Below are 21,393 nucleotides of genomic sequence, written 5' to 3' on the forward strand. Positions count from 1 at the left end.
ACGCGGCAGGCAACCACCTGGAGTCAGCGACGCTCAGGCCGACGCAACGACCCGGCTACAAAGCGGCGGGGTTATGCCTTTTTGCAGCGTCCGGTGCCGCCCGATCCGCAATCACGACGGCGCCCAGCCGACGCGTGCTAGCAACAGCCGCCGGATGAAAGGGCTATTCAATTCCGTGATCGACAGAGCCCGGGCACCGGGCGGAGCGCCTTGTCCGGTTCACGAGATTGCTCGCTAAGCCTCGGGATAACCCGGCGATTTCAGGAGAATGGTGGACGCACTAGGGCTCGAACCTAGGACCCGCTGATTAAGAGTCAGCTGCTCTACCAACTGAGCTATGCGTCCATTCCGGGAGGAGAAACCGGCCGGCTGCGGTCCGTTCCCCGTCGGGAAGCGCGCCACTAACAGTGGTCCCCGAGGGCGGCAACCCCTTTTTTCACTTTTTTCAGATCAGGCGGCGGAAACCGGGTTTCGGGCGGGACGCGCGGTCGATCGACATCAGCACGCCGACGCAGATCAGCACCGTCATCTGCGCCGAACCACCGAAGCTGACGAGCGGAAGCGGGATGCCGACCACGGGCGCGAAGCCCATGACCATCAGGAGGTTAATCGCCACGTAGAAGAAGATCGTCGTCGCCAGACCCGCCGCCGCCAGCCGTCCGAAGCGCGCGGGCGACCGCGCCGCAACGTTCATCCCCCAGCGGATCAGAAGCATGAAGGCAAGGATCAGCAGCACGCCACCCGCCAGCCCCCATTCCTCCGCCATCGTGGCGAAGACGAAGTCGGTATGCCCCTCCGGCAGATAGTCGAGATGGCTTTGCGTGCCTTGGAGAAAACCTTTGCCGAACAGCCCGCCCGACCCGATCGCGATCTTCGACTGGCTGATGTGATAACCCGTGCCGAGTGGATCGGCCTCCGGGTTCATGAAGATCAGCACGCGATTGCGTTGGTAATCGTGGAGGATGTAGTTGACCGCGATCGGCACGAACAGCGCCAGACCCAGCGCCCCGCCTATGAACAGGCGCAGCGGCACGCCCGCCAGGAACATGATGACGATCCCGCCGCCGGTAATCATCAGCGCGGTGCCGAGATCGGGCTGCAGCATCACCAGCGCGGCGGGCATCGCGATCAGGCCGACCGCGGGCCAGATGCCCCCGAACCGGCGCACCTCCGCCCCCGGCAGCATCGCATAGAAGCGCGCGGCGGCAAGCACCATGAACAGCTTCATGAACTCCGACGGCTGCAACCGGATGAAGCCGAGGTCGAGCCACCTCTGGCTGCCCCCCTTCACCGCGCCCAGCAGCTCGACCGCGACTAGCGCGGCCAGCGTGATGCCGTAGCCGGGCAGCGCAAGTTTTTCCCAGAAGCGCATCGGCACCCAGGAGAGGACGACGGCGAGCCCGAGAAAGACGAGCAGCCTGATCCCCTGCGACCACGCCCAGGGCGTGAAACTGCCCCCCGCGGCCGAGAAGAGCACGACGGTCCCGAACCCGCCGATCGCCAAGATCAAGAACAGGATATGCCAAGGCAGCTGCGCGATCGGCGCGGGTATCAGTTCGCCGAGCCTCACTCGCGTCCCCCCGCGGCCGGCGGTGTCGCTTCCGGATGGGGGGAGGGGGTGGCGATCGGGATCGGTGCCTGTCGGACGAGGCGATAGGCCTCCGCCTTCGCCGCCATCCGCGCGTTGAGGTCGCCGCCCCACTGTTTCTCGAACGCCTCGAGCGTCTCCATCGCCTTGGGCCGATCGAACAGGTAGGTCAGCAGATCACGCGCCACCGGGGCAGCGGCCCCGGAACCCGACATGCCGTGCTCGATCACAACGGCGACGGCATAAAGCGGGTTCTCGACCGGCGCGAAGCCGATGAACAGGCCATGGTCGCGATACTTCCACGGCACGTTCAGGCCGCCGCGCGCGCCGCCGGCGATGCGCCGTACCTGCGCGGTGCCCGTCTTGCCGCCCATGCGGATGCCGTCGAGCTGAAGCCGGCTGCGCACCGCTGTACCGGCGCCGTTCACCACCTCGTCCATGCCCGAGCGGATCATCGCCATCCGCTCCTGCGGCACGTCGAGCATCGGCCCGACGATCGGCGCATCGGCGAGGATGCGCGGCATCAACTCGCGCCCGGACGCGATGCGCGACGCCTGCACCGCCAGTTGGAGCGGACTGGCGAGAATATAACCCTGACCGATCGAGGCGTTTAGCGTGTCGGCGGGTCGCCAGCTTTCCTTGTATTTCCGTAGCTTCCATGCCGGATCAGGGATCGTCCCGTAACGCTGCGAGGGAAAGGGCAGTGGATATTCGGCGCCGAGGCCGAGCTGCCGCGCCGCCGCCGCCACGCCGTCCATCCCGACGTCGCGGCCCATGGTGTAGAAATAGGTGTTGCAGCTCTTGGCGATCGCGCGGTGCAGATTGACCGACCCGTGCCGCCCGAGACAGCGGAAGAAGCGGTTGCCGAGCTGGTAGCCGCCATTGCAATAGACCGTCCTCTCCGGGTCGATCCCCGCGCGCAGGGCCGCGATCGCGGTCGCCGGCTTGAAGGTGGAGCCCGGCGGGTAGAGCCCCTGCAACACCTTGTTGGTCAGCGGCAGGTGGTCGTCTTCGCTCAGCATCCCCCATTCGAGGCGGCTGATGCCGTCCGAAAAGCTGTTGGGGTCGTAAGCGGGCATCGACGCCATCGCGAGGATGCCGCCCGTGCGCGCGTCGATGACGACCGCGCTGCCGCTCTCGTTGCCCAGGCGTCGCGCGGCATATTCCTGAAGACCCGCGTCGATCGTCAGCTTGACCGTCTGCCCCGGCACGTCGCGGCGGGTGTCGAGGTCGCGAACCGGCCGCCCGCGCGCCGTCACCTCGACCCGACGTGCGCCGGGTGTACCGCGCAGCTTCGGTTCTAATGCCTTCTCAAGCCCGTCCTTGCCCAGCTTGAAACCGGGGGCGAGGTAGAGCGGGTCCTTGCTTTCCTTGTACTGCTCGGCTGAGGGCGTGCCGACATAGCCGACCAGATGCGCGACCGCGGCCCCGGCGGGATAGTTGCGGGCATAGCCCTGCGTCGGCGCCACGCCCGGCAGTTCGGGCTGCCGCACGACGACCGCGGCGTAGCGGTCCCAGTCGAGATTCTCCGCGACCGGCACGGGCTGCAGCCCCCGCGCGCGCTCCAGTTCCTTGGTGATCCGCTCGACCTCGCTCGGATCGAGCTTCAGCAGGCGAGCGAGATCGGCGAGCACCCGCGCGGCATCCTCGACCCGCTCGGGGATCAGGTCGATGCGGAAATCGGTACGATTATTGGCGATCGCGTGGCCAGCGCGATCGACGATCCACCCGCGCCGCGGCGGGATCAGCGTCAGGTTGACGCGATTGCTCTCGGACAGAAGCTTGTACCGCTCGTTCTCGGCGACCGACAGCCATGCCATGCGGCCGGCGAGCAGAGCGCCGACACCAATCTGGCCCGCGCTAAGCGCAAAGGCCCGGCGCGAAAAGGTAAAGGCCTGCGCGGCCTCGGTCACCTGGCGGATCGGGCCGCTCACGGCCGGCCTTTGGTGTCGAGCGCGAAGCACAGGCGCGACACCAGCGGATAGAGCGCCGAGGCAAGCAAGATCTGGAGCGCAAGCGCGGTATCGACATGCGCCCCCAGCGGCGAGGCGATGAGCCGGCCGCCGATCAGGCAGAATGCGATCGTCCCGCTCGCCAACAGCCAGTCCTGCCAGAAATCACGCCACACGAGGCGCATGTCTAACATATCCAGCACGATCAGCGACACCCCCCAAAGGAGCATCGCGCTGCCCAGCGGCTGTCCGCTGACCAGATCGTCGAACAGGCCGAGCGGTGCACCCGCCCAGACGCGCAGCACGTCGGGCCGCACCAGCCGCCAGCCGACCAGCAGCATCAGCCCCAGCGGGGGCAGCCACGGCACCGTCGAGACGACGGGCAACAGCGTCACCAGAGACCCGAGCATGATCGTCGCCGGCGCGATGCGGCGCGAGCGGCGCGGCGGCTCGGGCTCGGCAAAGGCGGAGCGGAGCGGTTCGTTCACTTCTTGGCCGCGCTTTCGGGCGGGGCGGGGCGGGCGGGGGGGAGGAGATAAGGGCGCTGGACCTGCGCGAAATCGAGCGCATCCGGGTTGGCGAGCGGCCGTGCCTCTGCGGTATCGCGGGCGTTACGCATCACGCGGGCGACGGGGATACCCGGCGGGTAGAGCCCGCCCGCACCGGACGTGACGAACACGTCGCCCGCGCGGTACGGCATGTTGGCGATGCCCGCGACACGCACCTCGATCAGGCCGTCGCCGCGCCCCGTCGCGATCGCGGGCATCCCATCGCGCACGCGGCGGACGGGGATGATGCTCTCGGGATCGACGGCAAGCAGCACGCGCGCGGTATTGGGGCTCACCTCCAGCACGCGGCCGATCAGGCCCTCGGGCCCCCGCACCGGATAGCCGGCACGCACGCCCTGCCACAGCCCGGCGTTCAGCGTCGCGAACCGCCGCGTGCTGGCCGAGGTCGCATTGACGAGGCGCGCGGTCGCCACCGTTTCGCCCTCGCGATCGCGCAGCTGGAGCAGGCGGCGCAGGCGGATATTCTCGATCACCAGCTGGCGCGCACGCGCGAGAAGCTTCTTCTCGGCTTCGCGCTCGGCCTTCAGCCGGCGGTTTTCGCCCATGACGCCGAAATAGCCGCCGACGCCCGGCGGAATGTCGGCGACCTGCCGGCGCACCCAGTGGAGCCCCGACGACACCGGCGTCGTCGCCTCGCGCAGGATGCCCCGCGCGGCGATATAGGCGGGCGGGTGCAGGAACGAGAGCACGAGCACGATCGCGCCGATCAGCGCGCCCGTCGCCGCGGCGACATAGCCGAGGAACAACCCGAACTGGGCGCGCCTCGAAAAGCCGGGGCGCGGTTTACGCGGCGGCGCCATCGGCGCGCCCTCCCTCTCTCAGCTCAAACCGCGAGCAGCACACCGCGATAGATCGGATCCTCGAGCGCGCGGCCGGTGCCGATCGCGACGCAGGTCAGCGGGTCTTCGGCGATGGTGACGGGCAGGCCGGTCTCGTCGCGCAGCACCTCGTCGATCCCCTGGAGGAGCGCGCCGCCGCCGGTCAGGACGATACCTTGGTCGACGATGTCCGCAGCCAGTTCGGGCGCGGTGTTCTCCAGCGCGATGCGCACGCCCTCGATGATCGTGCCGACGGGCTCCGACAGCGCCTCGGCAATCTGGCCCTGGTTGATCTGGATTTCCTTGGGCACGCCGTTGACGAGGTCGCGGCCCTTGATATGGATCGTCGCACCGATGCCGTCGACGGGCGGCTTGGCGCAGCCGACTTCCTGCTTGATCCGCTCGGCCGTGGCTTCACCGATCAGCAGGTTGTGGTTGCGGCGCACATAGCTGACGATCGCTTCGTCCATCTTGTCGCCGCCGACGCGCACGCTGGTGGAATAGGCGAGACCGCGCAGCGACAGGACCGCGACCTCGGTCGTGCCGCCGCCGATGTCGACGACCATCGATCCGATCGGCTCGGTAACGGGCATGTCGGCGCCGATCGCAGCGGCCATCGGCTCCTCAATCAGGAAGACCTGGCTCGCACCCGCGTTCGAGGCGGCGTCGCGGATCGCGCGGCGCTCGACGCTGGTCGAGCCCGAGGGGACGCAGATGACGATCTGCGGGAAGCTGAACGGCCCGCGGCGACGGCCGTGCACCTTCTCGATGAAGTGCTTGATCATCTGCTCGGCGACGTCGATGTCGGCGATCACGCCGTCGCGCAGCGGCCGGATCGCCTCGATCGAGCCGGGGGTCTTGCCCATCATCAGTTTGGCGTCGTCGCCGACCGCCTTCACGCGCTTCACGCCGTTCAGCGTCTCGACCGCGACCACCGAAGGCTCGTTGAGGACGACGCCGCGTCCGCGCAGGTAGACGACGGTGTTCGCCGTCCCGAGGTCGATCGCCATATCGTGCGACATGAACTTGAACAATCGCGAGAAAATCATCGACCAACCCAATGTTGTCGCACGCAGATACTGCGCACGGGCGTGATGCAACGTCTAGCCGGACCCACCGCCTGCCGAAGGTCCGGCGCCGGTGAAGGGGTGGCGGAAGCGGGTCGCGGGATGCCGCCGCTTGGGCTACAGGCTCCCCCATGTCAATACGCCGCCTGCCCCCGAACCTCGTCAACCGGATCGCCGCGGGCGAGGTGGTCGAGCGGCCAGCCGCCGCACTCAAGGAACTGGTTGAAAACGCTGTCGATGCAGGGGCTTGCCGGATTTCGGTGCGGCTCTCGGCGGGCGGGGTCGACGGGATCGAGGTGGTCGACGACGGCTGTGGCATGGATGCCGAGAGCATGGCCCTGGCGCTCGAACGCCACGCCACGTCGAAATTGCCCGAATCGCTGTGGGAGGCAGGTGCGATCGAAGGCGTCGCAACGCTCGGTTTTCGCGGCGAAGCGTTGCCCTCGATCGCCAGCGTTGCGCGCCTCACCCTCGAAAGCCGGGTGCGCGGCGGCGAGGGATGGCGCAGAATCGTCGACAATGGCGAATTGATCGAGGAAGGCCCGGCGGCGCTGCCTCCGGGTACGCGCGTCCGGGTCGAGGGACTGTTCGAGCGCATCCCCGCGCGGCGCAAGTTCCTGCGCAGTCCGCGCGCCGAATATGCCGCCTGCCTCGACGTCGTCCGCCGTCTCGCGATGGCGCGGCCGGAGATCGGTTTCGCGGTCGAGCATGACGGCCGCCGCGTGCTGTCGGTCCCGCCGGGGGAGACCCGGCCCGAGCGCGTGGCGGCGCTGACCGACCGCGCGCTTGCCGACAATTCGGTCGCGATCGACCTCGATCGCGCGGGGCATGTGCTCGGCGGCGTGGCCGGACTGCCGACGTTCAATCGCGGGCTTGCCGACCACCAGTATCTGTTCGTCAACGGCCGGCCGGTGCGCGACAAGCTGCTCGTCGGTGCCGTCCGCGGCGCCTATGCCGAAATGCTGGCGCGCGACCGCCATGCCGTCGTCGCGCTGTTCCTCGACGTGCCGGCCGACAGCGTCGACGTGAACGTCCACCCGGCCAAGACCGAGGTCCGCTTCCGCGATCCCGCGCTCGTCCGCGGGCTGATCGTCAGCGGCCTAAGGCGCGCGCTGGACGAGGCGGGACACCGCGTGGTGCAGGCGGCCGATGCCGGTGCGATGGCGAACTGGCAGGCTGAGCCCATGACGTCATCGCCGCCGCCCGAGGCGTTCGCCTGGGGGCCGCCCGCCGGCGACCTGCTGCTGCGCGACGCGCGCCCGACCTTCCTGTCGCCGCCGCCCGCCGCCCGCGCAGAGCCGGCATCGGAACCGGTGCCCTCGACAACTGCTCATCCTCTCGGCGTCGCGCGAGGGCAGGTGGCGCGTACCTATATCGTCGCGGAGGCGGAGGACGGCCTCGTCATCGTCGACCAGCACGCCGCGCACGAGCGCCTCGTCCTCGAACGCCTGCGCCGTGCGCTCACGGCCGGCGGCGCACCGCGACAGGCGCTGCTGCTGCCCGAGGTGATCGAGCTCGACGAACCCGCCTGCGACCGGCTCGAGGATCGGGCGGGCGAGCTTGCCGAAATGGGGCTGGAGATCGAACGCTTCGGCGTGACCGCCGTACTCGTCCGCGCGGTCCCCGCTTTGCTCGGTCAGAGCGACGTGGCGGGCCTGATCCGCGACCTAGCCGACGAGATCGCCGCGCACGACCAAGCGCTGTCGCTCAAGGAACGGCTCGACCATGTCGCTGCCACCATGGCCTGCCACGGCTCGGTCCGCGCGGGGCGCGTGCTGTCGGTGCCCGAGATGAACGCACTGCTCCGCGAGATGGAAGTCACGCCGCACTCGGGCCAGTGCAATCACGGCCGCCCGACCTGGGTGAAGCTGGCGCACGGCGATATCGAGAAGTTGTTCGGGCGGCGATGAATGGCCCGATCGGGTATCATCTGGTGCAGTTCTGCTCCGGCTCGAATGACTCGCGGTAGTCCCCCGGACGCGGATTTCAGGTTTAGGCCAACGGCAGTGCGGTCAGCCAGTCCGTCCCGGCTGCCGAGACATCGAGCACTGGCTCGTCCTCGAGGCGCTGCCATGGACCAGCAGAGGTATCGAACTCGATCAGATGATAACGTCGCCCACAGGTTTGCGAACTCTTGCAAGGACAAGCATTCGGCAGTTCGTCCCATGGCAAGCTCGCCAGTTTCCGAAGCGCGTCGTGCGCCTCGCCTCGGGTCGCATATCTTCCGATCCACTCGGCATGCCATTCGTCTTCGATCACGAACATGGCCAAGCCTTATCTCGAGCACCGCCGGCGAGCCACCGATCCTGGCCATCCCGGCAAGGTGGCATCGTGGGTCGAACTCCGCAAAGCTGACCCATGGGGATATCGAGAAGCCGCCAGTGCGCCAGGTAGGCCAATCTCCCTGTAGTTGAACAAAACGACCACTCCTCGTCATCCCGGACTTGATCCGGAATCCCGCTTCTTCCTGCTCCCAAGGCAGCGGGACCCCGGATCAAGTCCGGGATGACGGAGGATGTGGGGTGAGGTACCGTGTCCACCATGGCCCGCGTCGCTACCTATGCCGAGTTCTGGCCCTTCTACCTTCGCGAGCATGGGCGGGCGAAGACGCGGGCGCTGCATTATGCGGGGACGGCGCTGACCTTCGCCTTCGCCGCAATCGCCGTCCTGAACGGCGGATGGTGGTGGCTTGCGATCCCGATCGCCGGCTACGGCTTCGCTTGGGTCGCGCATTTCCGGGTGGAGCGCAACCGGCCGGCGACGTTCACGCACCCGCTCTGGTCGCTGGTCAGCGACTATCGCATGTTCTTCCTGTGGCTGGGCGGCCGGCTCGACCGTCACCTGCGCGCCGCGGGGGTCGACCCGAACCGCGCCTGATCGACCCGTTCACCGCCCGGAAACCTTTTGATGCAGTCGCGCATTGATGGCGGACAAGGCATTTGAAAAGGCGTTCAGATGAGCAAGGTCGTTCCCGTCATATTGTCGCTGATCCCGCTCGCCGCGGTCATCAGCGCGTGCGTCGCGGTGCCCTGAGCAGCAATCGCGAACGCACACGAAAAAGGGGCTGCCCGATCGCTCGGACAGCCCCTTTTTCTTGTTGGAAGTAAAGGCTCAGGCCTCTTCTTCGGTCTCGTTCGGCTCGCGCGCGATCTCGCCGGCTTCGAGGTTGGGATCGCGGTCTTCGGTGAAGCCGCTCTCTTCCTTCTCGAACATCGCCGACATGACGTCGACGCCCTGCGACTGCATGTCCGCCTCTTCGGGCGAACGCGCGACGTTGACCTTGACCGTCACCGACACCTCGGGGTGCAGCGCGACGCGCACCTCGTGGAGGCCGATCGACTTGATCGGCTTGTCGAGCACGACCTGGCTCTTGTTGACCTTGTGGCCGTCGGCGACGAGCGCATCGACCAGATCGCGAACCGCGACCGAGCCATAGAGCTGGCCGACGTTCGAGGCCTGACGGATCAGCGTGACCGACACGCCCTCAAGCGTCTTGGCCTCGCCCTCGGCGTCGGTGCGGCGCGTGGCGTTCTCCGCCTCGATCCGCTCGCGATTCGCCTCGAACACGCGGCGGTTGGCGTCGTTGGCGCGCAGCGCCTTCTTGTTGGGCAGCAGGAAGTTGCGGGCGAACCCGTCCTTCACCGTGACCACGTCGCCGATGCGGCCGAGCTTCTCGACACGCTCAAGCAGGATGACTTGCATGGGATCCGCTCCTTACTTCACGACGTAGGGCAGCAGGCCCAGGTGACGCGCACGCTTGATGGCCTGGGCCAGCTCGCGCTGCTTCTTGGCCGACACGCTGGTGATGCGCGAGGGCACGATCTTGCCGCGCTCCGACACGAAACCCTGGAGCAGGCGCACATCCTTGTAATCGATGCGCGGCGCGTCCTTGGCCGAGAAGGGGCAGCTCTTGCGACGGCGGAAAAACGGGCGGGCCATCAGTTGTTCTCCCCTTCCTCACGCTCGCGGCGGGGGCCACGATCACCACCACGGTCGCCGCGGTCGTCACGGTCGCGGCGACGCTCGCGGTCGCCCTTGCGCATCATGACGGTCGGGCCGGCCTCATGGCCGTCGACGCGGACGGTCATGTAGCGGATCACGTCCTCGTTGATCTGGGTCTGGCGCTCCAGCTCGGCGACGACCTCACCGGGTGCGTCGATCTCGAGCATCACGTAATGCGCCTTGCGGTTCTTCGCGATGCGATAGGCGAGGCTGCGAAGCCCCCAGGTCTCGGTCTTGACGACCTTGCCTTCCATCGATTCGACGATCTTGGTGGCGTTTTCCGCCAACGCGTCCACCTGCGCCTGCGCCAGATCCTGGCGGGCGAGGAAGACGTGCTCGTAAAGAGACATGTCTTCGTTCCTGTCTTGGCCGATCGCTGACCATGCGCCCATCGCATGGCCCCTCCGGCTGTCGTCGCAAATGCAGACCGGGGCGGAAAGGCGAACCCTTCCACCCCGGTTGCCGGCCCTACATCACATGCAGGGCCGAAAAGCAAGCGTTACCGGATCGCGCCGCCGATCACCGCACCGATCACGCCGCTGGCCAGCGCGATCAGCACCGCGTCGTTGCCCGACTGCACCCACTGATAGCCGCGGGCGCGGGGCATAGACACCGCGGTTGCGATACGCGCGGTAGTCGATCTGGCGGTAGTTGGTCGCATAGCGGCGGTCGAACCGCTGGCCGCGCGCCCACTTGCGGGCGTTGTTGTGGCGGATCACGGTCTTCTCGCGATAGCCGGGGCCGCGCTGGACCACGACGGTGCGGTTCGGGCCCTGACGAACGACCTCGCGATACTGCTGCGGGGCGGCGCTGGCCATGGTGGGGGCCGCGACCATCGAGGCGGCGACGCCGGCGAGCATGAGCTTCTTGAACATCTTCATCTCCTCTGTTCGATTTCGATGAAGGCAATCTGGGACCCGCGTGTCGCAGACCTATCGCGAGGGGAGAACGAAAGGGTCACAGATTGTCGCAGGCCCGCCGGGACTTGAAAGCTTTCGGCGTTCGGGCGTAGGCGCGAGCGCTTCCAATCCAAGCGGGAGCCAGTGATGCGCGCGTTCATCTTTCCGGGGCAGGGGAGCCAGGCGGTCGGCATGGGCCGCGCGCTGGCCGAGGCGAGCCCCCACGCCCGCGAAGTGTTCGGCGAAGTGGACGAGGCGCTGGGCCAGCACCTCTATCGCCTGATGACCGAGGGGCCGGAGAGCGGCCTCACCCTCACCGAAAACGCCCAGCCCGCGATCATGGCGAACGCCATTGCCGTGCTGCGCGTGATCGAGCGTGAGGGCGGCGTGCGCCTGTCCGACAAGGCGGATTTCGTCGCCGGCCACTCGCTCGGTGAATATACCGCGCTGTGTGCCGCAGGCGCATTCGACCTGTCGACCACCGCGCGGCTGCTGAAGTTGCGCGGACAGGCGATGCAGGCGGCGGTGCCGGTGGGCGAGGGGGCGATGGCCGCGCTGCTCGGCGCCGACCGCGCCAAGGCACAGGCGATCGCCGACGCGGCCGCCGAGGGCGAGGTCTGCACCGTCGCCAATGACAACGACCCCGGGCAGGTCGTCATTTCGGGCGCGCGCACTGCGATCGAACGGGCGGTGGCCCTCGCCAAGGATCACGGGGCCAAGCGGGCGGTCCTGCTGCCGGTATCGGCCCCCTTCCATTGCCCGCTGATGCAGCCCGCCGCCGATGCGATGGAAGCGGCGCTGGCCGACGTGGCGATGCAGGCGCCGCTGGTCCCCGTCTTCGCCAACGTCACCGCCGCCCCCGTCGCCGACCCCGCCGTCATCCGCGCCCTGCTGGTCGAGCAGGTCACGGGCATGGTCCGCTGGCGCGAGAGCGTCGCGGCGATGTGGGATACGGGCGTCACCGATTACGTCGAGCTCGGCGGCAAGGTGCTCGGCCCGATGGTCAAGCGCACCGCCCCGGATGCGACGACCACCAGCGTCATCACGATGGACGATATCGAAGCGCTGCTGAAGGCGCTCTGAGGAGAATGGATCCCATGTTCGACCTTACTGGCATGACCGCGCTCGTCACCGGCGCATCGGGCGGCATCGGCTCGGCGATCGCCAAGGCGCTGGCCGCGCAGGGCGCGCGGCTCGCCGTCTCGGGCTCGAATGCCGAGAAGCTCGAGGCATTTTGCAGCGGCCTTGGCGGCGATCATGTGGCGGTGCCATGCAACCTGTCCGACGGTGCCGCCGTCGACGCGCTGGTGCCGCAGGCGGTCGAGGCGCTGGGCGGGCGGCTCGACATCCTTGTCAACAATGCCGGCGTCACCCGCGACAACCTCGCGATGCGGATGAAAGACGAGGAGTGGGGCGACGTGATCCGCGTCAACCTCGAAGCCGCATTCCGCCTTGCCCGCGCCGCTGCCCGACCGATGATGAAGGCGCGGTTCGGCCGGATCGTGTCGATCACCTCGGTCGTCGGCGCGACCGGCAATCCGGGCCAGGCCAACTACGCCGCGTCGAAGGCGGGGCTGGTCGGCATGTCGAAGGCGCTGGCGCAGGAACTGGCCAGCCGCAACATCACCGTCAATTGCGTCGCGCCGGGCTTCATCCGCTCGGCGATGACCGACGTGCTGCCCGACGCGCAGAAGACCGCGCTGCTCGGGCGCATTCCGGCCGGCGACCTCGGCACCGGCGAGGATATCGGCGCCGCCGTGGTCTATCTCGCCAGCCGCGAGGCCGGGTACGTCACCGGCCAGACGCTGCACGTCAACGGCGGCATGGCGATGATTTGATGGTTGGCGGCACCGGCCCGCTCCCCCACCCGGCCACCCATCAGGATACTTAGTGGGTGGCCGGGTGGGGAGCGGGCTGGTGCCGTGGAATGCGCCACGGCGCATTCTCAACCGATGGCAAAGCCATCCCACCGACGCCCACTTGCCAGCGCGGATTTGGCCCGATAGGGCGTTCAGGTAATCGAAAGAACCCCACAAGAGGATTTGGGAATGAGCGACACCGCCGATCGCGTGAAGAAGATCGTCGTCGAAAATCTGGGCGTCGAGGCCGAGAAGGTGACCGAGGACGCCAGCTTCATCGACGATCTGGGCGCCGACAGCCTCGACATCGTCGAGCTGGTCATGGCGTTCGAGGAAGAGTTCGGCGTCGAGATCCCCGACGATGCCGCTGAGAAGATCACGACCGTCAAGGACGCGATCACCTATATCGACGAGCACAAGGGCTGATTTGAGCCCGTCTCGTTAGAAGACGTTCGCGGCTCTCCGCCCGCGCCCCATGGGCCGGGCGGGGGGCCGTTTGTTTATGTGCGGCGCTTGACAGCGCGTCGGTCAGCCCCTTGATCGCAGCGATGCGGCCGGGCTTTCCGTAACGCCATTGAGCGCCCGCATGATCGAAAAGGATGGCCCCCGCGCGGGGCCGATGGACGGAGAGTTTCACATGCGCCGCGTCGTCGTCACAGGCCTGGGTCTCGTCACGCCGCTGGGCGCCGAGGTCGAAACCGCGTGGAAGAACCTGATCGCGGGCAAGTCGGGCGCCGGCCCGATCACGCGTTTCGACGCGACCGATTACAAGTGCCGGATCGCGTGCGAGGTGAAGCCCGCCGATCACGAATATGGCTTCGACCCGTACAAGCGCGTCGATCACAAGATCCAGCGCCAGGTCGACCCGTTCATCATCTTCGGCATCGACGCCGCCGGACAGGCGCTCGAGGATGCGGGCCTCACCGACATGAGCGAGGAGGAGCGCTATCGCGCCGGCTGCTCGATCGGTGCGGGCATCGGCGGCCTGCCGGGGATCGAGAGCGAATCGCTCGTCCTCGACCGCAAGGGACCGTCGCGGGTCAGCCCGCACTTCGTCCATGGCCGCCTCATCAACCTGATCTCGGGTCAGGTGTCGATCAAATACGGGCTGATGGGCCCGAATCATGCGGTCGTCACGGCCTGCTCGACCGGCGCGCACTCGATCGGCGACGCCGCGCGGATGATCGCGATGGACGATGCCGACGTGATGCTCGCGGGCGGCGCGGAGGGGGCGATCTGCCCGATCGGCATTGCCGGCTTCGCACAGGCGCGCGCGCTGTCGACCAATTTCAACGACACGCCCGAAAAGGGCAGCCGCCCCTATGACCGCGACCGCGACGGCTTCGTCATGGGCGAGGGCGCGGGCGTCGTCTGCCTCGAAGAGTACGAGCACGCCAAGGCGCGCGGCGCGAAGATCTATGCCGAGGTGATCGGCTATGGCCTGTCCGGCGACGCCTATCACGTCACCGCCCCGCATCCCGAGGGGTCGGGCGCCTATCGCAGCATGGAAATGGCGATGCGCAAGTCGGGCCTGAGCCTCGCCGACATCGACTATGTCAACGCGCACGGCACCTCCACCCCGCTCGGCGACGAGCTGGAGCTGGGCGCGGTCCGCCGCTTGTTCGGTCCGGCGCTCGACGGCATGTCGATGAGCTCGACCAAGTCGGCGATCGGTCACCTGCTGGGCGGTGCCGGTGCGGTCGAATCGATCTTCTGCATCCTCGCGATGCGCGATTCGATCGTGCCCCCGACGCTCAACCTCGACAATCCGAGCGAGAATTGCGCGGGCGTCGACCTCGTGCCGCACGTCGCCAAGGAGCGGAAGGTGCGCGCGATCCTCAACAACTCGTTCGGCTTCGGCGGCACCAATGCCTCGCTCGTCATGAAGGCGATCGATTGAGTCCTTCGCGATGAAGCGTCTCGGCTGCCTTGGCCTGATCCTCGGCCTCGGCGCGATCGCAGGCTTGTTCGGGGTGATGCAGAGCTGGGGCGGCAAGGGGCCGCTGCCCGTGAACAAGAGCGTCGTCGTGCCCGCGGGTGCCAGCCTGACCCGCGCGGCGGACGAGCTGGAGAAAGCCGGCGCGATCGGCTCGGCGAGCCGCTTCGTGCTGTTCGCCAAGCTGTTCGGCTCGTCCGATCCGATCCGCGCGGGCGAATATCCGCTGCCCGCCGGGATCAGCCAGGCGGACCTGCTCAAGCTGATGCAGGGCGGCAAGACGCTCCAGCGGTTCGTACCGGTGCCCGAGGGATTGCCATCGGTGCTGGTGCAGGAGGCGCTGATGCGTGCGCCCGAACTGACCGGCAAGGTCGGCGTGCCCGCCGAGGGGTCGGTCCTGCCCGACAGCTACAGCTATCAGCGCGGCGAGACGCGCGCGGCGGTGCTCGGCCGGATGCAGCGCGCGATGGACCGCTACCTTGCCGAGGCATGGAAGCGCCGCAAACCCGGCATCGCCGTCTCGACCCCGCGCGAAGCGCTGATCCTCGCCTCGATCGTCGAGAAGGAAACCGCGGTGGAGGCGGAGCGGCGGACGGTGGCGGCGGTCTACTCCAACCGCCTGCGCCAGGGGATGCGGCTACAGGCAGACCCGACGATCATCTACCCGCTGACGAAGGGCCGCCCGCTGGGCCGCCGCATCCTCCGGTCGGAGGTCAATGCGGTCAACGGCTACAACACCTATGCGATGACGGGCCTGCCCGAGGGTCCAATCGCTAATCCCGGCCGCAAGAGCATCGATGCGGTGCTCGACCCGGCCCCGTCGCCCGCGCTGTATTTCGTGGCGGACGGAAAGGGCGGGCACGTCTTCGCCAACACGCTGGCCGAGCACAATGCCAACGTGGCGAAATGGTACGCCATCCGGAAGGCGCGCGGGGAGATGTAAGGGCCTAGTCGCCTGTCACGCCGAATCTTGCCTCACCGATCTGGTCGGCATTCTTTGACGCGAACCGCCAGATTACGATGGTGACAAGGATCGCCAACAGCCATGTGCCCGCCGCCAATGCCGCGCTGTAACTGACCAACGCGATCGCCGCTGCCGTACCAACCAGCATGACAGTTACCGCTCCGGACAGCCGAGGCGAAACATCTTTGTAAGCCTCGTTTTCTCTCGCGGGGCTAAGCCAGTGATACAGCGCCATGAGCACGATCAGCGTCGGACCAAACCAGTCGTTAAGACGGTCAATGCTTGCCGCGAGTGTAGGTTCGATGCTGCAAAGATAGAGCGACCATAGGTCGGCACCAAACACCATGAGAGCAACGGAAAGGGCGATCTTCGCTCCCCACGCCCTTACGACCGACCATTTCATGCGGACAGAGTGGTCGCTTCCCGTAGGTCCGGTCAACCCATGAGAAAAAGGGCGCCCCGGTTTCCCGGGGCGCCCCTTTCAATCCATTAGCGGCGAAAGCCTTACTTCCACTCGCCCATCGCGGTTTCGAGGTTCACGCGGATCGCCTCGAAGAACTGCTCGGTCGTCATCCAGGGCTGGTCCGGACCGATCAAGATCGCGAGATCCTTGGTCATCGCGCCGCCCTCGACTGTCTCGACGCAGACGCGCTCCAGCGTCTCGGCGAAGCGGGTCACGTCGGGGGTGCCGTCGAACTTGCCGCGATACTTGAGGCCGCCGGTCCAAGCGAAGATCGACGCGATCGGGTTGGTCGACGTCGCCTTGCCCTGCTGGTGCTGGCGATAGTGGCGCGTGACGGTGCCGTGCGCCGCCTCCGCCTCGATCGTCTTGCCGTCGGGGGTCATCAGGACCGAGGTCATGAGGCCGAGCGAGCCGAAGCCCTGCGCCACCGTGTCCGACTGGACGTCGCCGTCGTAGTTCTTGCACGCCCACACGAACTCGCCGTGCCACTTGAGCGCGCTCGCCACCATGTCGTCGATCAGGCGGTGCTGATACTCGATGCCGGCTTCCTTGAACTGGGGCGCGAATTCGGTCTCGAACACCTCCTGGAAGATGTCCTTGAAGCGCCCGTCATAGGCCTTCATGATCGTGTTCTTAGTCGACAGGTACACCGGCCAGCCGCGGCCGAGGCCGTAGTTCAGGCTGGCGCGCGCGAAATCGCGGATCGAGTCGTCGAGATTGTACATCGCCATCGCGACGCCGGCCGAGGGGAACTTGAACACCTCCTCGTCGATCACGGTGCCGTCATCGCCCTCGAAAACGAGGCGCAGCTTGCCCGGGCCCGGCACGCGATAGTCGGTCGCGCGATACTGGTCGCCGAACGCATGGCGGCCGACGACGATCGGGTGCGTCCAGCCGGGGACGAGGCGGGGGACGTTCTTGATGACGATCGGCTCGCGGAAGACCACGCCGCCTAGGATGTTGCGGATCGTGCCGTTCGGCGACTTCCACATCTTCTTGAGGCCGAACTCCTCGACCCGCTGCTCGTCGGGAGTGATCGTCGCGCACTTCACGCCGACGCCGTACTTCTGAATCGCCTTGGCCGAATCGACGGTGATCTTGTCGTCGGTCTCGTCGCGCTTCTCGACGGCGAGGTCGTAATATTCGAGGTCGATGTCGAGATAGGGGAGGATCAGGCGCTCGCGGATCCACGCCCAGATGATCCGGGTCATTTCATCGCCGTCGATCTCCACGACGGGCGTCTTCACCTTGATCTTCGCCATCAACGTCTCGCTGTATCCATGAGGGAGGTTTGGGCGCTCCCTAAGCCGCGCGCGCGCCGGGATCAACCGCGCGGGCGATCGGCTTTGCGGGCGGGCTATTGCCACAACTGATTGTATCGCGGGGCGGGCACGGTTAGACCCGCGCGATGCCATCACTCGAAAAGCCGCCCATCGCCACCTCGACCGTCAAGTGGCGCTTCCCCGCCGTCCACCCCGAGGGGCGCAAATACGTCCTGATCGCCCTAGCGATCTCAGCACTGGTCTATTTCATCAGCGGCGGCTGGTTCTGGACCTGGCCGTTCCTGGGCGTGACGCTCTGGGTCGCCGCTTTCTTCCGCGATCCGGTCCGGGTGACGCCGCAGGGGCCAGGGCTGATCGTCGCGCCCGCCGATGGCCTTGTGACGATGATCCAGCAGGTCGCGCTGCCGCCGGAGCTGGCCGGTCCGCAGGGGCTGGGCGAGGGGCCGCTGACCCGCGTGTCGATCTTCATGAGCGTGTTCGACGTGCACATCAACCGCACGCCGATCACCGGCACGATCCGCCAGGTCGTCTATATCTCGGGCAAGTTCGTGAACGCCGACCTCGACAAGGCGTCGGACGAGAATGAGCGCCAGCACATCGTCGTCGAGGCACCCGACGGCACCCGCTTCGGCTTTACCCAGATCGCGGGCCTCGTCGCGCGCCGCATCCTCGCCTTCGTCAAGCCCGGCGACATGGTCGTCGCGGGCCAGCGCATCGGCCTCATCCGCTTCGGCAGCCGCGTCGACGTGTTCCTGCCGGCGGGTTATCAGCCGCAGGTCATTCTCGGCCAACGCAGCGTCGCGGGCGAGACCATCATCGGCCGCATCGGGGTCGAGGCGCCGACGGGCGTTGCCCAGTAATGGCGCTTCGCCCCCGCCGTCCGGGCCGCGGCCTGCCGCTGCGTGCGATCGCGCCCAATGCCGTCACGGCCATGGCGCTGTGCTCGGGCCTTACGGGTATCCGCTTCGCGATCGCCGGCGATTGGGAGCGGGCGGTCCTGATGGTGCTGCTGGCTGGAGTACTCGACGGGATCGACGGGCGGATCGCCCGGCTCGTCCGCGGCGAGAGCCGGTTCGGGGCCGAGCTCGACAGCCTGTCCGACGCGATCAGCTTCGGCGTGTCGCCCGCGCTGATCGTCTATCTCTGGTCGCTGATGGGCATCCCGCGGATCGGGTGGCTGGCGGCGCTGATCTATGCCGTGTTCTGCGCGCTGCGCCTTGCGCGGTTCAACGCAAACATCGATGTCGCCGAACAGCCGCACAAATCGGCGGGCTTCCTCACCGGTGTGCCCGCGCCCGCAGGAGCGGGGCTCGCAATGCTGCCGATGTATCTGTGGTTCTGGACCGAGGAAGCGATATTCCGCTCGCCTTGGCTCGTCGCACCGTGGGTGGCGTTTACCGCGTTCCTGATGGTGTCAAGCCTCGCGACCTTTTCCTGGTCGTCGCTGCGCCTGCGTCGCCGTGTGCGGTTCGAGGCGCTGGCGGTCGTGGTGATCTTCGCCGCGGCAATCGTCTCGGCGCCTTGGCAGACGCTCAGCGTCATCTGCCTCGGCTACTTGGCGACGATCCCGTTCAGCATCGCCGCCTATGCCCGTGTTAGGCGGCTGCGCGCAGGTGCGCCGGCGACGCCGTCAGCCGCGGCGTAGCGCGCGTTTCGCCACGCGAGGGCAGCGGCGGCAGCGCAGCGATCCGGCTCTGCGTGCCGTGCACCAGCAGGCAGGCGATCCGCGCACGATACGGCGCGATCGTAGCGGCGATGACACCGAGCGCGACAAAACCGGCAAAGGCGAACAGCGCAAAAGCGAGAATAGCGACCACCTGACCCACTCCTCGAACCGCGGAACACGGTTAACGAAACGTTACTTATGAACAGCTTTGCGACGAGCCGGTTCCATGATCCCGTTGCAAACCCGTTATGTTCCTTTTCCGTTCCCGGTGTCAAGCGTTGATCTCTGGATCACGCTCGTCTAAGGGCACGCGCTCAACCCGCATGGGAAGCCCATAACCCGGTGCCCGACGCCGCCTTTCAGGTGCGCTAAGGGTCGCTTGCTTCCCAGAGGACTAACCGGAAGGAGATATCCCTATGGCGGCACCTGTCGTCACCATGCACCAGCTGATCGAATCGGGCGCGCACTTCGGCCATCAGACGCATCGCTGGAACCCCAAGATGAAGCCTTACATCTTCGGCGATCGCAACGGCGTCCACATCCTCGACCTGTCGCAGACCGTGCCGCTGTTCGCGCGTGCGCTCGACTTCGTGTCGTCGACCGTCGCCGGCGGCGGCAAGGTCCTGTTCGTCGGCACCAAGCGCCAGGCGCAGGAGCCGATCGCCGAGGCTGCTCGCAAGTCGGGCCAGCACTTCGTCAACCACCGCTGGCTGGGCGGCATGCTCACCAACTGGAAGACGATCTCGGGCTCGATCAAGCGCCTGAAGACGCTCGAAGAGCAGCTCTCGGGCGACACGCACGGCCTCACCAAGAAGGAAGTGCTCAACCTGACGCGCGAGAAGGACAAGCTCGAGCTGTCGCTCGGCGGCATCCGTGACCTCGGCGGCATTCCCGACATCATGTTCGTGATCGACGCGAACAAGGAAGAGCTGGCGATCAAGGAAGCCAACACGCTCGGCATTCCGGTCGTCGCGATCCTCGATTCGAACGTCTCGCCCGACGGCATCGCCTTCCCGGTGCCCGCGAACGACGACGCGAGCCGTGCGATCCGCCTCTATTGCGAGGCGATGGCGATCGCCGCGACCCGCGGCAACAACCAGGCCGCGATGCAGAGCCAGGACTTCGGCGCGATGGCCGAGCCGCCGGCCGAGCCCGCGCTGACCGAGACGGCCCCGGCCGAGGAAGCGCCTGCTCAGGCCTGATCGCCTGACAAGACGCGCGGCGGGTGACCGCCCGCGTCACCGATCTGTCATTCGGGCGGGGCAGGGCAATTCGCACTGACCCCGCCCGCATTTTAAGAAGGAAATCGACATGGCCGAGATCACGGCAGCCGCCGTCAAGGAACTGCGCGAGCGTTCGGGCGCCGGCATGATGGATTGCAAGAAGGCGCTGGCCGAGAATGGCGGCGACATGGAAGCCGCCGTCGACTGGCTGCGCACCAAGGGCCTCGCCGCCGCCGCCAAGAAGTCGAGCCGCACCGCGGCCGAGGGTCTGGTCGGCGTCGCCGTCGCCGGGACTAAGGGCGTGGCGGTCGAGGTGAACTCGCAGACCGACTTCGTTGCCAAGAACGAGATCTTCCAGGACTTCGTCCGCAACGTGACGACGATCGCGCTCGAGCAGGGCGACAATGTCGACGCGCTGAAGGGTGCGGCGATGCCCGCCGGCGGTACGGTCGAGGAAGTGCTGACCAACAACATCTCGACCATCGGCGAGAACCAGGTGCTGCGCCGCGCGAAGGCCGTGTCGGTCACGCAGGGCGCGGTGATCCCGTACGTCCACAACGCCGCCGCCCCGGGTCTCGGCAAGATCGGCGTGCTCGTCGCGCTCGAATCGGATGCCGGCGTCGACGTTCTCGAGCCCTTGGGCAAGCAGATCGCGATGCACGTCGCCGCTGCCTTCCCGCTGGCGCTGACCGCCGAGGACCTCGACCCCGAGGTCGTCGAGCGTGAGGCCGCGATCCTTCGCGAGAAGAACGCCGAGAAGATCGTCGGCAAGTCGGACGAGGTCGCGCAGAAGATCCTCAACGGCCCGATCGAGAAGTTCAAGAAGGAGAACGCCCTTCTGACGCAGGCGTTCGTGATGGACGGCAAGACCCCCGTCGGCGACGTGATCGCGAAGGCGGCCAAGGACGCCGGCGCGTCGATCAAGCTGGTTGATTACGTCCGTTTCCAGCTGGGCGAAGGGATCGAGAAGGAAGAGAGCGACTTCGCCGCCGAAGTCGCTGCGACCGCGGGCCTCTCGAAGAACTAAGCCGTTCCGCCCTTGCCCATGGCGGGGAAGGGCGTAATAGGTTGGCATCACGGCGCGGGGCTCCTAAGGTCCGCGCC

At 67.2% G+C, this 21,393-nt stretch carries 23 protein-coding genes, 1 tRNA gene and 1 pseudogene; 11 read left to right on the forward strand and 14 right to left on the reverse strand.

The genetic code is table 11. From position 1 onward, the window contains the following. Positions 1-269: 269 nt before the first annotated feature. From FHR19_RS10095 to FHR19_RS10120, 6 genes are all read right to left on the reverse strand, one after another. Positions 270-345 (reverse strand) — tRNA-Lys (locus FHR19_RS10095). Between the two features lie 100 nt (positions 346-445). Then, the gene (gene rodA, locus FHR19_RS10100; protein WP_184027817.1) at positions 446-1,570 is read right to left on the reverse strand and encodes a rod shape-determining protein RodA; all 1,125 of its coding nucleotides are present in this window, start codon (positions 1,568-1,570) and stop codon (positions 446-448) included. After that, positions 1,567-3,522, reverse strand: a complete 1,956-nt coding sequence (mrdA, locus tag FHR19_RS10105; RefSeq protein WP_343053234.1) for a penicillin-binding protein 2 — start codon at positions 3,520-3,522, stop codon at positions 1,567-1,569. The genes rodA and mrdA overlap by 4 nt, the downstream gene beginning before the upstream one ends. Then, on the reverse strand, positions 3,519-4,028 hold the full coding sequence (locus tag FHR19_RS10110) for a rod shape-determining protein MreD (RefSeq protein WP_184027821.1): 510 nt from the start codon (positions 4,026-4,028) through the stop codon (positions 3,519-3,521). The genes mrdA and FHR19_RS10110 overlap by 4 nt, the downstream gene beginning before the upstream one ends. Further along, entirely contained in the window at positions 4,025-4,909 is an 885-nt protein-coding gene (locus FHR19_RS10115) for a rod shape-determining protein MreC (RefSeq protein WP_184027824.1), read from the reverse strand. Before FHR19_RS10115 ends, FHR19_RS10110 begins: the two co-directional genes overlap by 4 nt. 23 nt (positions 4,910-4,932) lie before the next feature. After that, the gene (locus FHR19_RS10120; protein ID WP_184027827.1) at positions 4,933-5,976 is read right to left on the reverse strand and encodes a rod shape-determining protein; all 1,044 of its coding nucleotides are present in this window, start codon (positions 5,974-5,976) and stop codon (positions 4,933-4,935) included. 149 nt (positions 5,977-6,125) lie between these two features. Here FHR19_RS10120 and mutL point away from each other — a divergent pair, with 149 nt between their 5' ends. After that, positions 6,126-7,904 (forward strand): DNA mismatch repair endonuclease MutL, encoded by a 1,779-nt coding sequence (mutL, locus tag FHR19_RS10125; RefSeq protein ID WP_184027830.1) that lies wholly within the window; start codon positions 6,126-6,128, stop codon positions 7,902-7,904. Positions 7,905-7,986: 82 nt separating this feature from the next. Here the strand turns inward: mutL and FHR19_RS10130 are convergent, their stop codons facing one another. Next, the gene (locus FHR19_RS10130) at positions 7,987-8,259 is read right to left on the reverse strand and encodes a hypothetical protein (RefSeq protein ID WP_184027833.1); all 273 of its coding nucleotides are present in this window, start codon (positions 8,257-8,259) and stop codon (positions 7,987-7,989) included. A 276-nt stretch (positions 8,260-8,535) separates the two neighbouring features. On the opposite strand from FHR19_RS10130, the gene FHR19_RS10135 reads away from it, so the two are divergent. Continuing rightward, positions 8,536-8,871 (forward strand): Mpo1-like protein, encoded by a 336-nt coding sequence (locus FHR19_RS10135; protein WP_184027835.1) that lies wholly within the window; start codon positions 8,536-8,538, stop codon positions 8,869-8,871. 234 nt (positions 8,872-9,105) lie between these two features. Here the strand turns inward: FHR19_RS10135 and rplI are convergent, their stop codons facing one another. From rplI to FHR19_RS18040, 4 genes and pseudogenes are all read right to left on the reverse strand, one after another. Then, positions 9,106-9,696 carry a 50S ribosomal protein L9 gene (gene rplI / locus FHR19_RS10140; protein ID WP_184027838.1) on the reverse strand — a complete coding sequence of 197 codons (591 nt, stop codon included), beginning with the start codon at positions 9,694-9,696 and terminating at the stop codon, positions 9,106-9,108. Between the two features lie 12 nt (positions 9,697-9,708). After that, the gene (rpsR, locus tag FHR19_RS10145) at positions 9,709-9,933 is read right to left on the reverse strand and encodes a 30S ribosomal protein S18 (protein ID WP_007403456.1); all 225 of its coding nucleotides are present in this window, start codon (positions 9,931-9,933) and stop codon (positions 9,709-9,711) included. After that, positions 9,933-10,346, reverse strand: coding sequence for a 30S ribosomal protein S6 (gene rpsF / locus FHR19_RS10150; protein ID WP_184027841.1), 414 nt, complete (start codon positions 10,344-10,346; stop codon positions 9,933-9,935). The genes rpsR and rpsF overlap by 1 nt, the downstream gene beginning before the upstream one ends. A 149-nt stretch (positions 10,347-10,495) precedes the next feature. Continuing rightward, positions 10,496-10,871 (reverse strand): annotated as a pseudogene (locus FHR19_RS18040) (RcnB family protein). 171 nt (positions 10,872-11,042) lie between these two features. On the opposite strand from FHR19_RS18040, the gene fabD reads away from it, so the two are divergent. From fabD to mltG, 5 genes are all read left to right on the forward strand, one after another. After that, a complete protein-coding gene (fabD, locus tag FHR19_RS10160) occupies positions 11,043-11,978 on the forward strand; it encodes an ACP S-malonyltransferase (protein WP_184027844.1) in 936 nt (311 codons plus the stop codon). 14 nt (positions 11,979-11,992) lie between these two features. Next, on the forward strand, positions 11,993-12,733 hold the full coding sequence (gene fabG / locus FHR19_RS10165) for a 3-oxoacyl-[acyl-carrier-protein] reductase (RefSeq protein WP_184027847.1): 741 nt from the start codon (positions 11,993-11,995) through the stop codon (positions 12,731-12,733). Positions 12,734-12,943: 210 nt separating this feature from the next. Beyond that, positions 12,944-13,180: an acyl carrier protein gene (locus FHR19_RS10170; protein WP_096341411.1), complete on the forward strand. Its 237-nt coding sequence runs from the start codon at positions 12,944-12,946 to the stop codon at positions 13,178-13,180. 211 nt (positions 13,181-13,391) lie between these two features. Next, complete coding sequence (gene fabF, locus FHR19_RS10175; protein ID WP_184028910.1) at positions 13,392-14,654, forward strand: beta-ketoacyl-ACP synthase II; 1,263 nt, start codon at positions 13,392-13,394, stop codon at positions 14,652-14,654. A gap of 10 nt (positions 14,655-14,664) precedes the next feature. After that, positions 14,665-15,633 carry an endolytic transglycosylase MltG gene (gene mltG, locus FHR19_RS10180; RefSeq protein WP_184027850.1) on the forward strand — a complete coding sequence of 323 codons (969 nt, stop codon included), beginning with the start codon at positions 14,665-14,667 and terminating at the stop codon, positions 15,631-15,633. Between the two features lie 4 nt (positions 15,634-15,637). Here the strand turns inward: mltG and FHR19_RS10185 are convergent, their stop codons facing one another. Together FHR19_RS10185 and FHR19_RS10190 are read right to left on the reverse strand one after the other, a co-directional pair. Further along, positions 15,638-16,057 carry a hypothetical protein gene (locus tag FHR19_RS10185; RefSeq protein WP_184027853.1) on the reverse strand — a complete coding sequence of 140 codons (420 nt, stop codon included), beginning with the start codon at positions 16,055-16,057 and terminating at the stop codon, positions 15,638-15,640. Positions 16,058-16,158: 101 nt separating this feature from the next. Continuing rightward, a complete protein-coding gene (locus FHR19_RS10190) occupies positions 16,159-17,379 on the reverse strand; it encodes an NADP-dependent isocitrate dehydrogenase (RefSeq protein WP_096341413.1) in 1,221 nt (406 codons plus the stop codon). Positions 17,380-17,525: 146 nt separating this feature from the next. Here FHR19_RS10190 and FHR19_RS10195 point away from each other — a divergent pair, with 146 nt between their 5' ends. Both FHR19_RS10195 and FHR19_RS10200 read left to right on the forward strand, forming a co-directional pair. Then, complete coding sequence (locus tag FHR19_RS10195) at positions 17,526-18,260, forward strand: phosphatidylserine decarboxylase (protein WP_184027856.1); 735 nt, start codon at positions 17,526-17,528, stop codon at positions 18,258-18,260. Continuing rightward, a complete protein-coding gene (locus tag FHR19_RS10200) occupies positions 18,260-19,045 on the forward strand; it encodes a CDP-alcohol phosphatidyltransferase family protein (protein ID WP_184027860.1) in 786 nt (261 codons plus the stop codon). Before FHR19_RS10195 ends, FHR19_RS10200 begins: the two co-directional genes overlap by 1 nt. Here FHR19_RS10200 and FHR19_RS10205 read toward each other — a convergent pair. Further along, positions 18,996-19,217: a hypothetical protein gene (locus tag FHR19_RS10205; protein ID WP_184027863.1), complete on the reverse strand. Its 222-nt coding sequence runs from the start codon at positions 19,215-19,217 to the stop codon at positions 18,996-18,998. The genes FHR19_RS10200 and FHR19_RS10205 overlap by 50 nt on opposite strands. A 265-nt stretch (positions 19,218-19,482) precedes the next feature. Here FHR19_RS10205 and rpsB point away from each other — a divergent pair, with 265 nt between their 5' ends. Together rpsB and tsf are read left to right on the forward strand one after the other, a co-directional pair. After that, positions 19,483-20,268: a 30S ribosomal protein S2 gene (gene rpsB / locus FHR19_RS10210; protein ID WP_184027866.1), complete on the forward strand. Its 786-nt coding sequence runs from the start codon at positions 19,483-19,485 to the stop codon at positions 20,266-20,268. A gap of 109 nt (positions 20,269-20,377) precedes the next feature. Next, the gene (gene tsf / locus FHR19_RS10215; protein ID WP_184027868.1) at positions 20,378-21,316 is read left to right on the forward strand and encodes a translation elongation factor Ts; all 939 of its coding nucleotides are present in this window, start codon (positions 20,378-20,380) and stop codon (positions 21,314-21,316) included. Positions 21,317-21,393: the final 77 nt, after the last annotated feature.

Origin of the sequence: Sphingomonas yantingensis (assembly GCF_014199325.1) — a bacterium.
Classification (GTDB): domain Bacteria; phylum Pseudomonadota; class Alphaproteobacteria; order Sphingomonadales; family Sphingomonadaceae; genus Sphingomonas; species Sphingomonas yantingensis.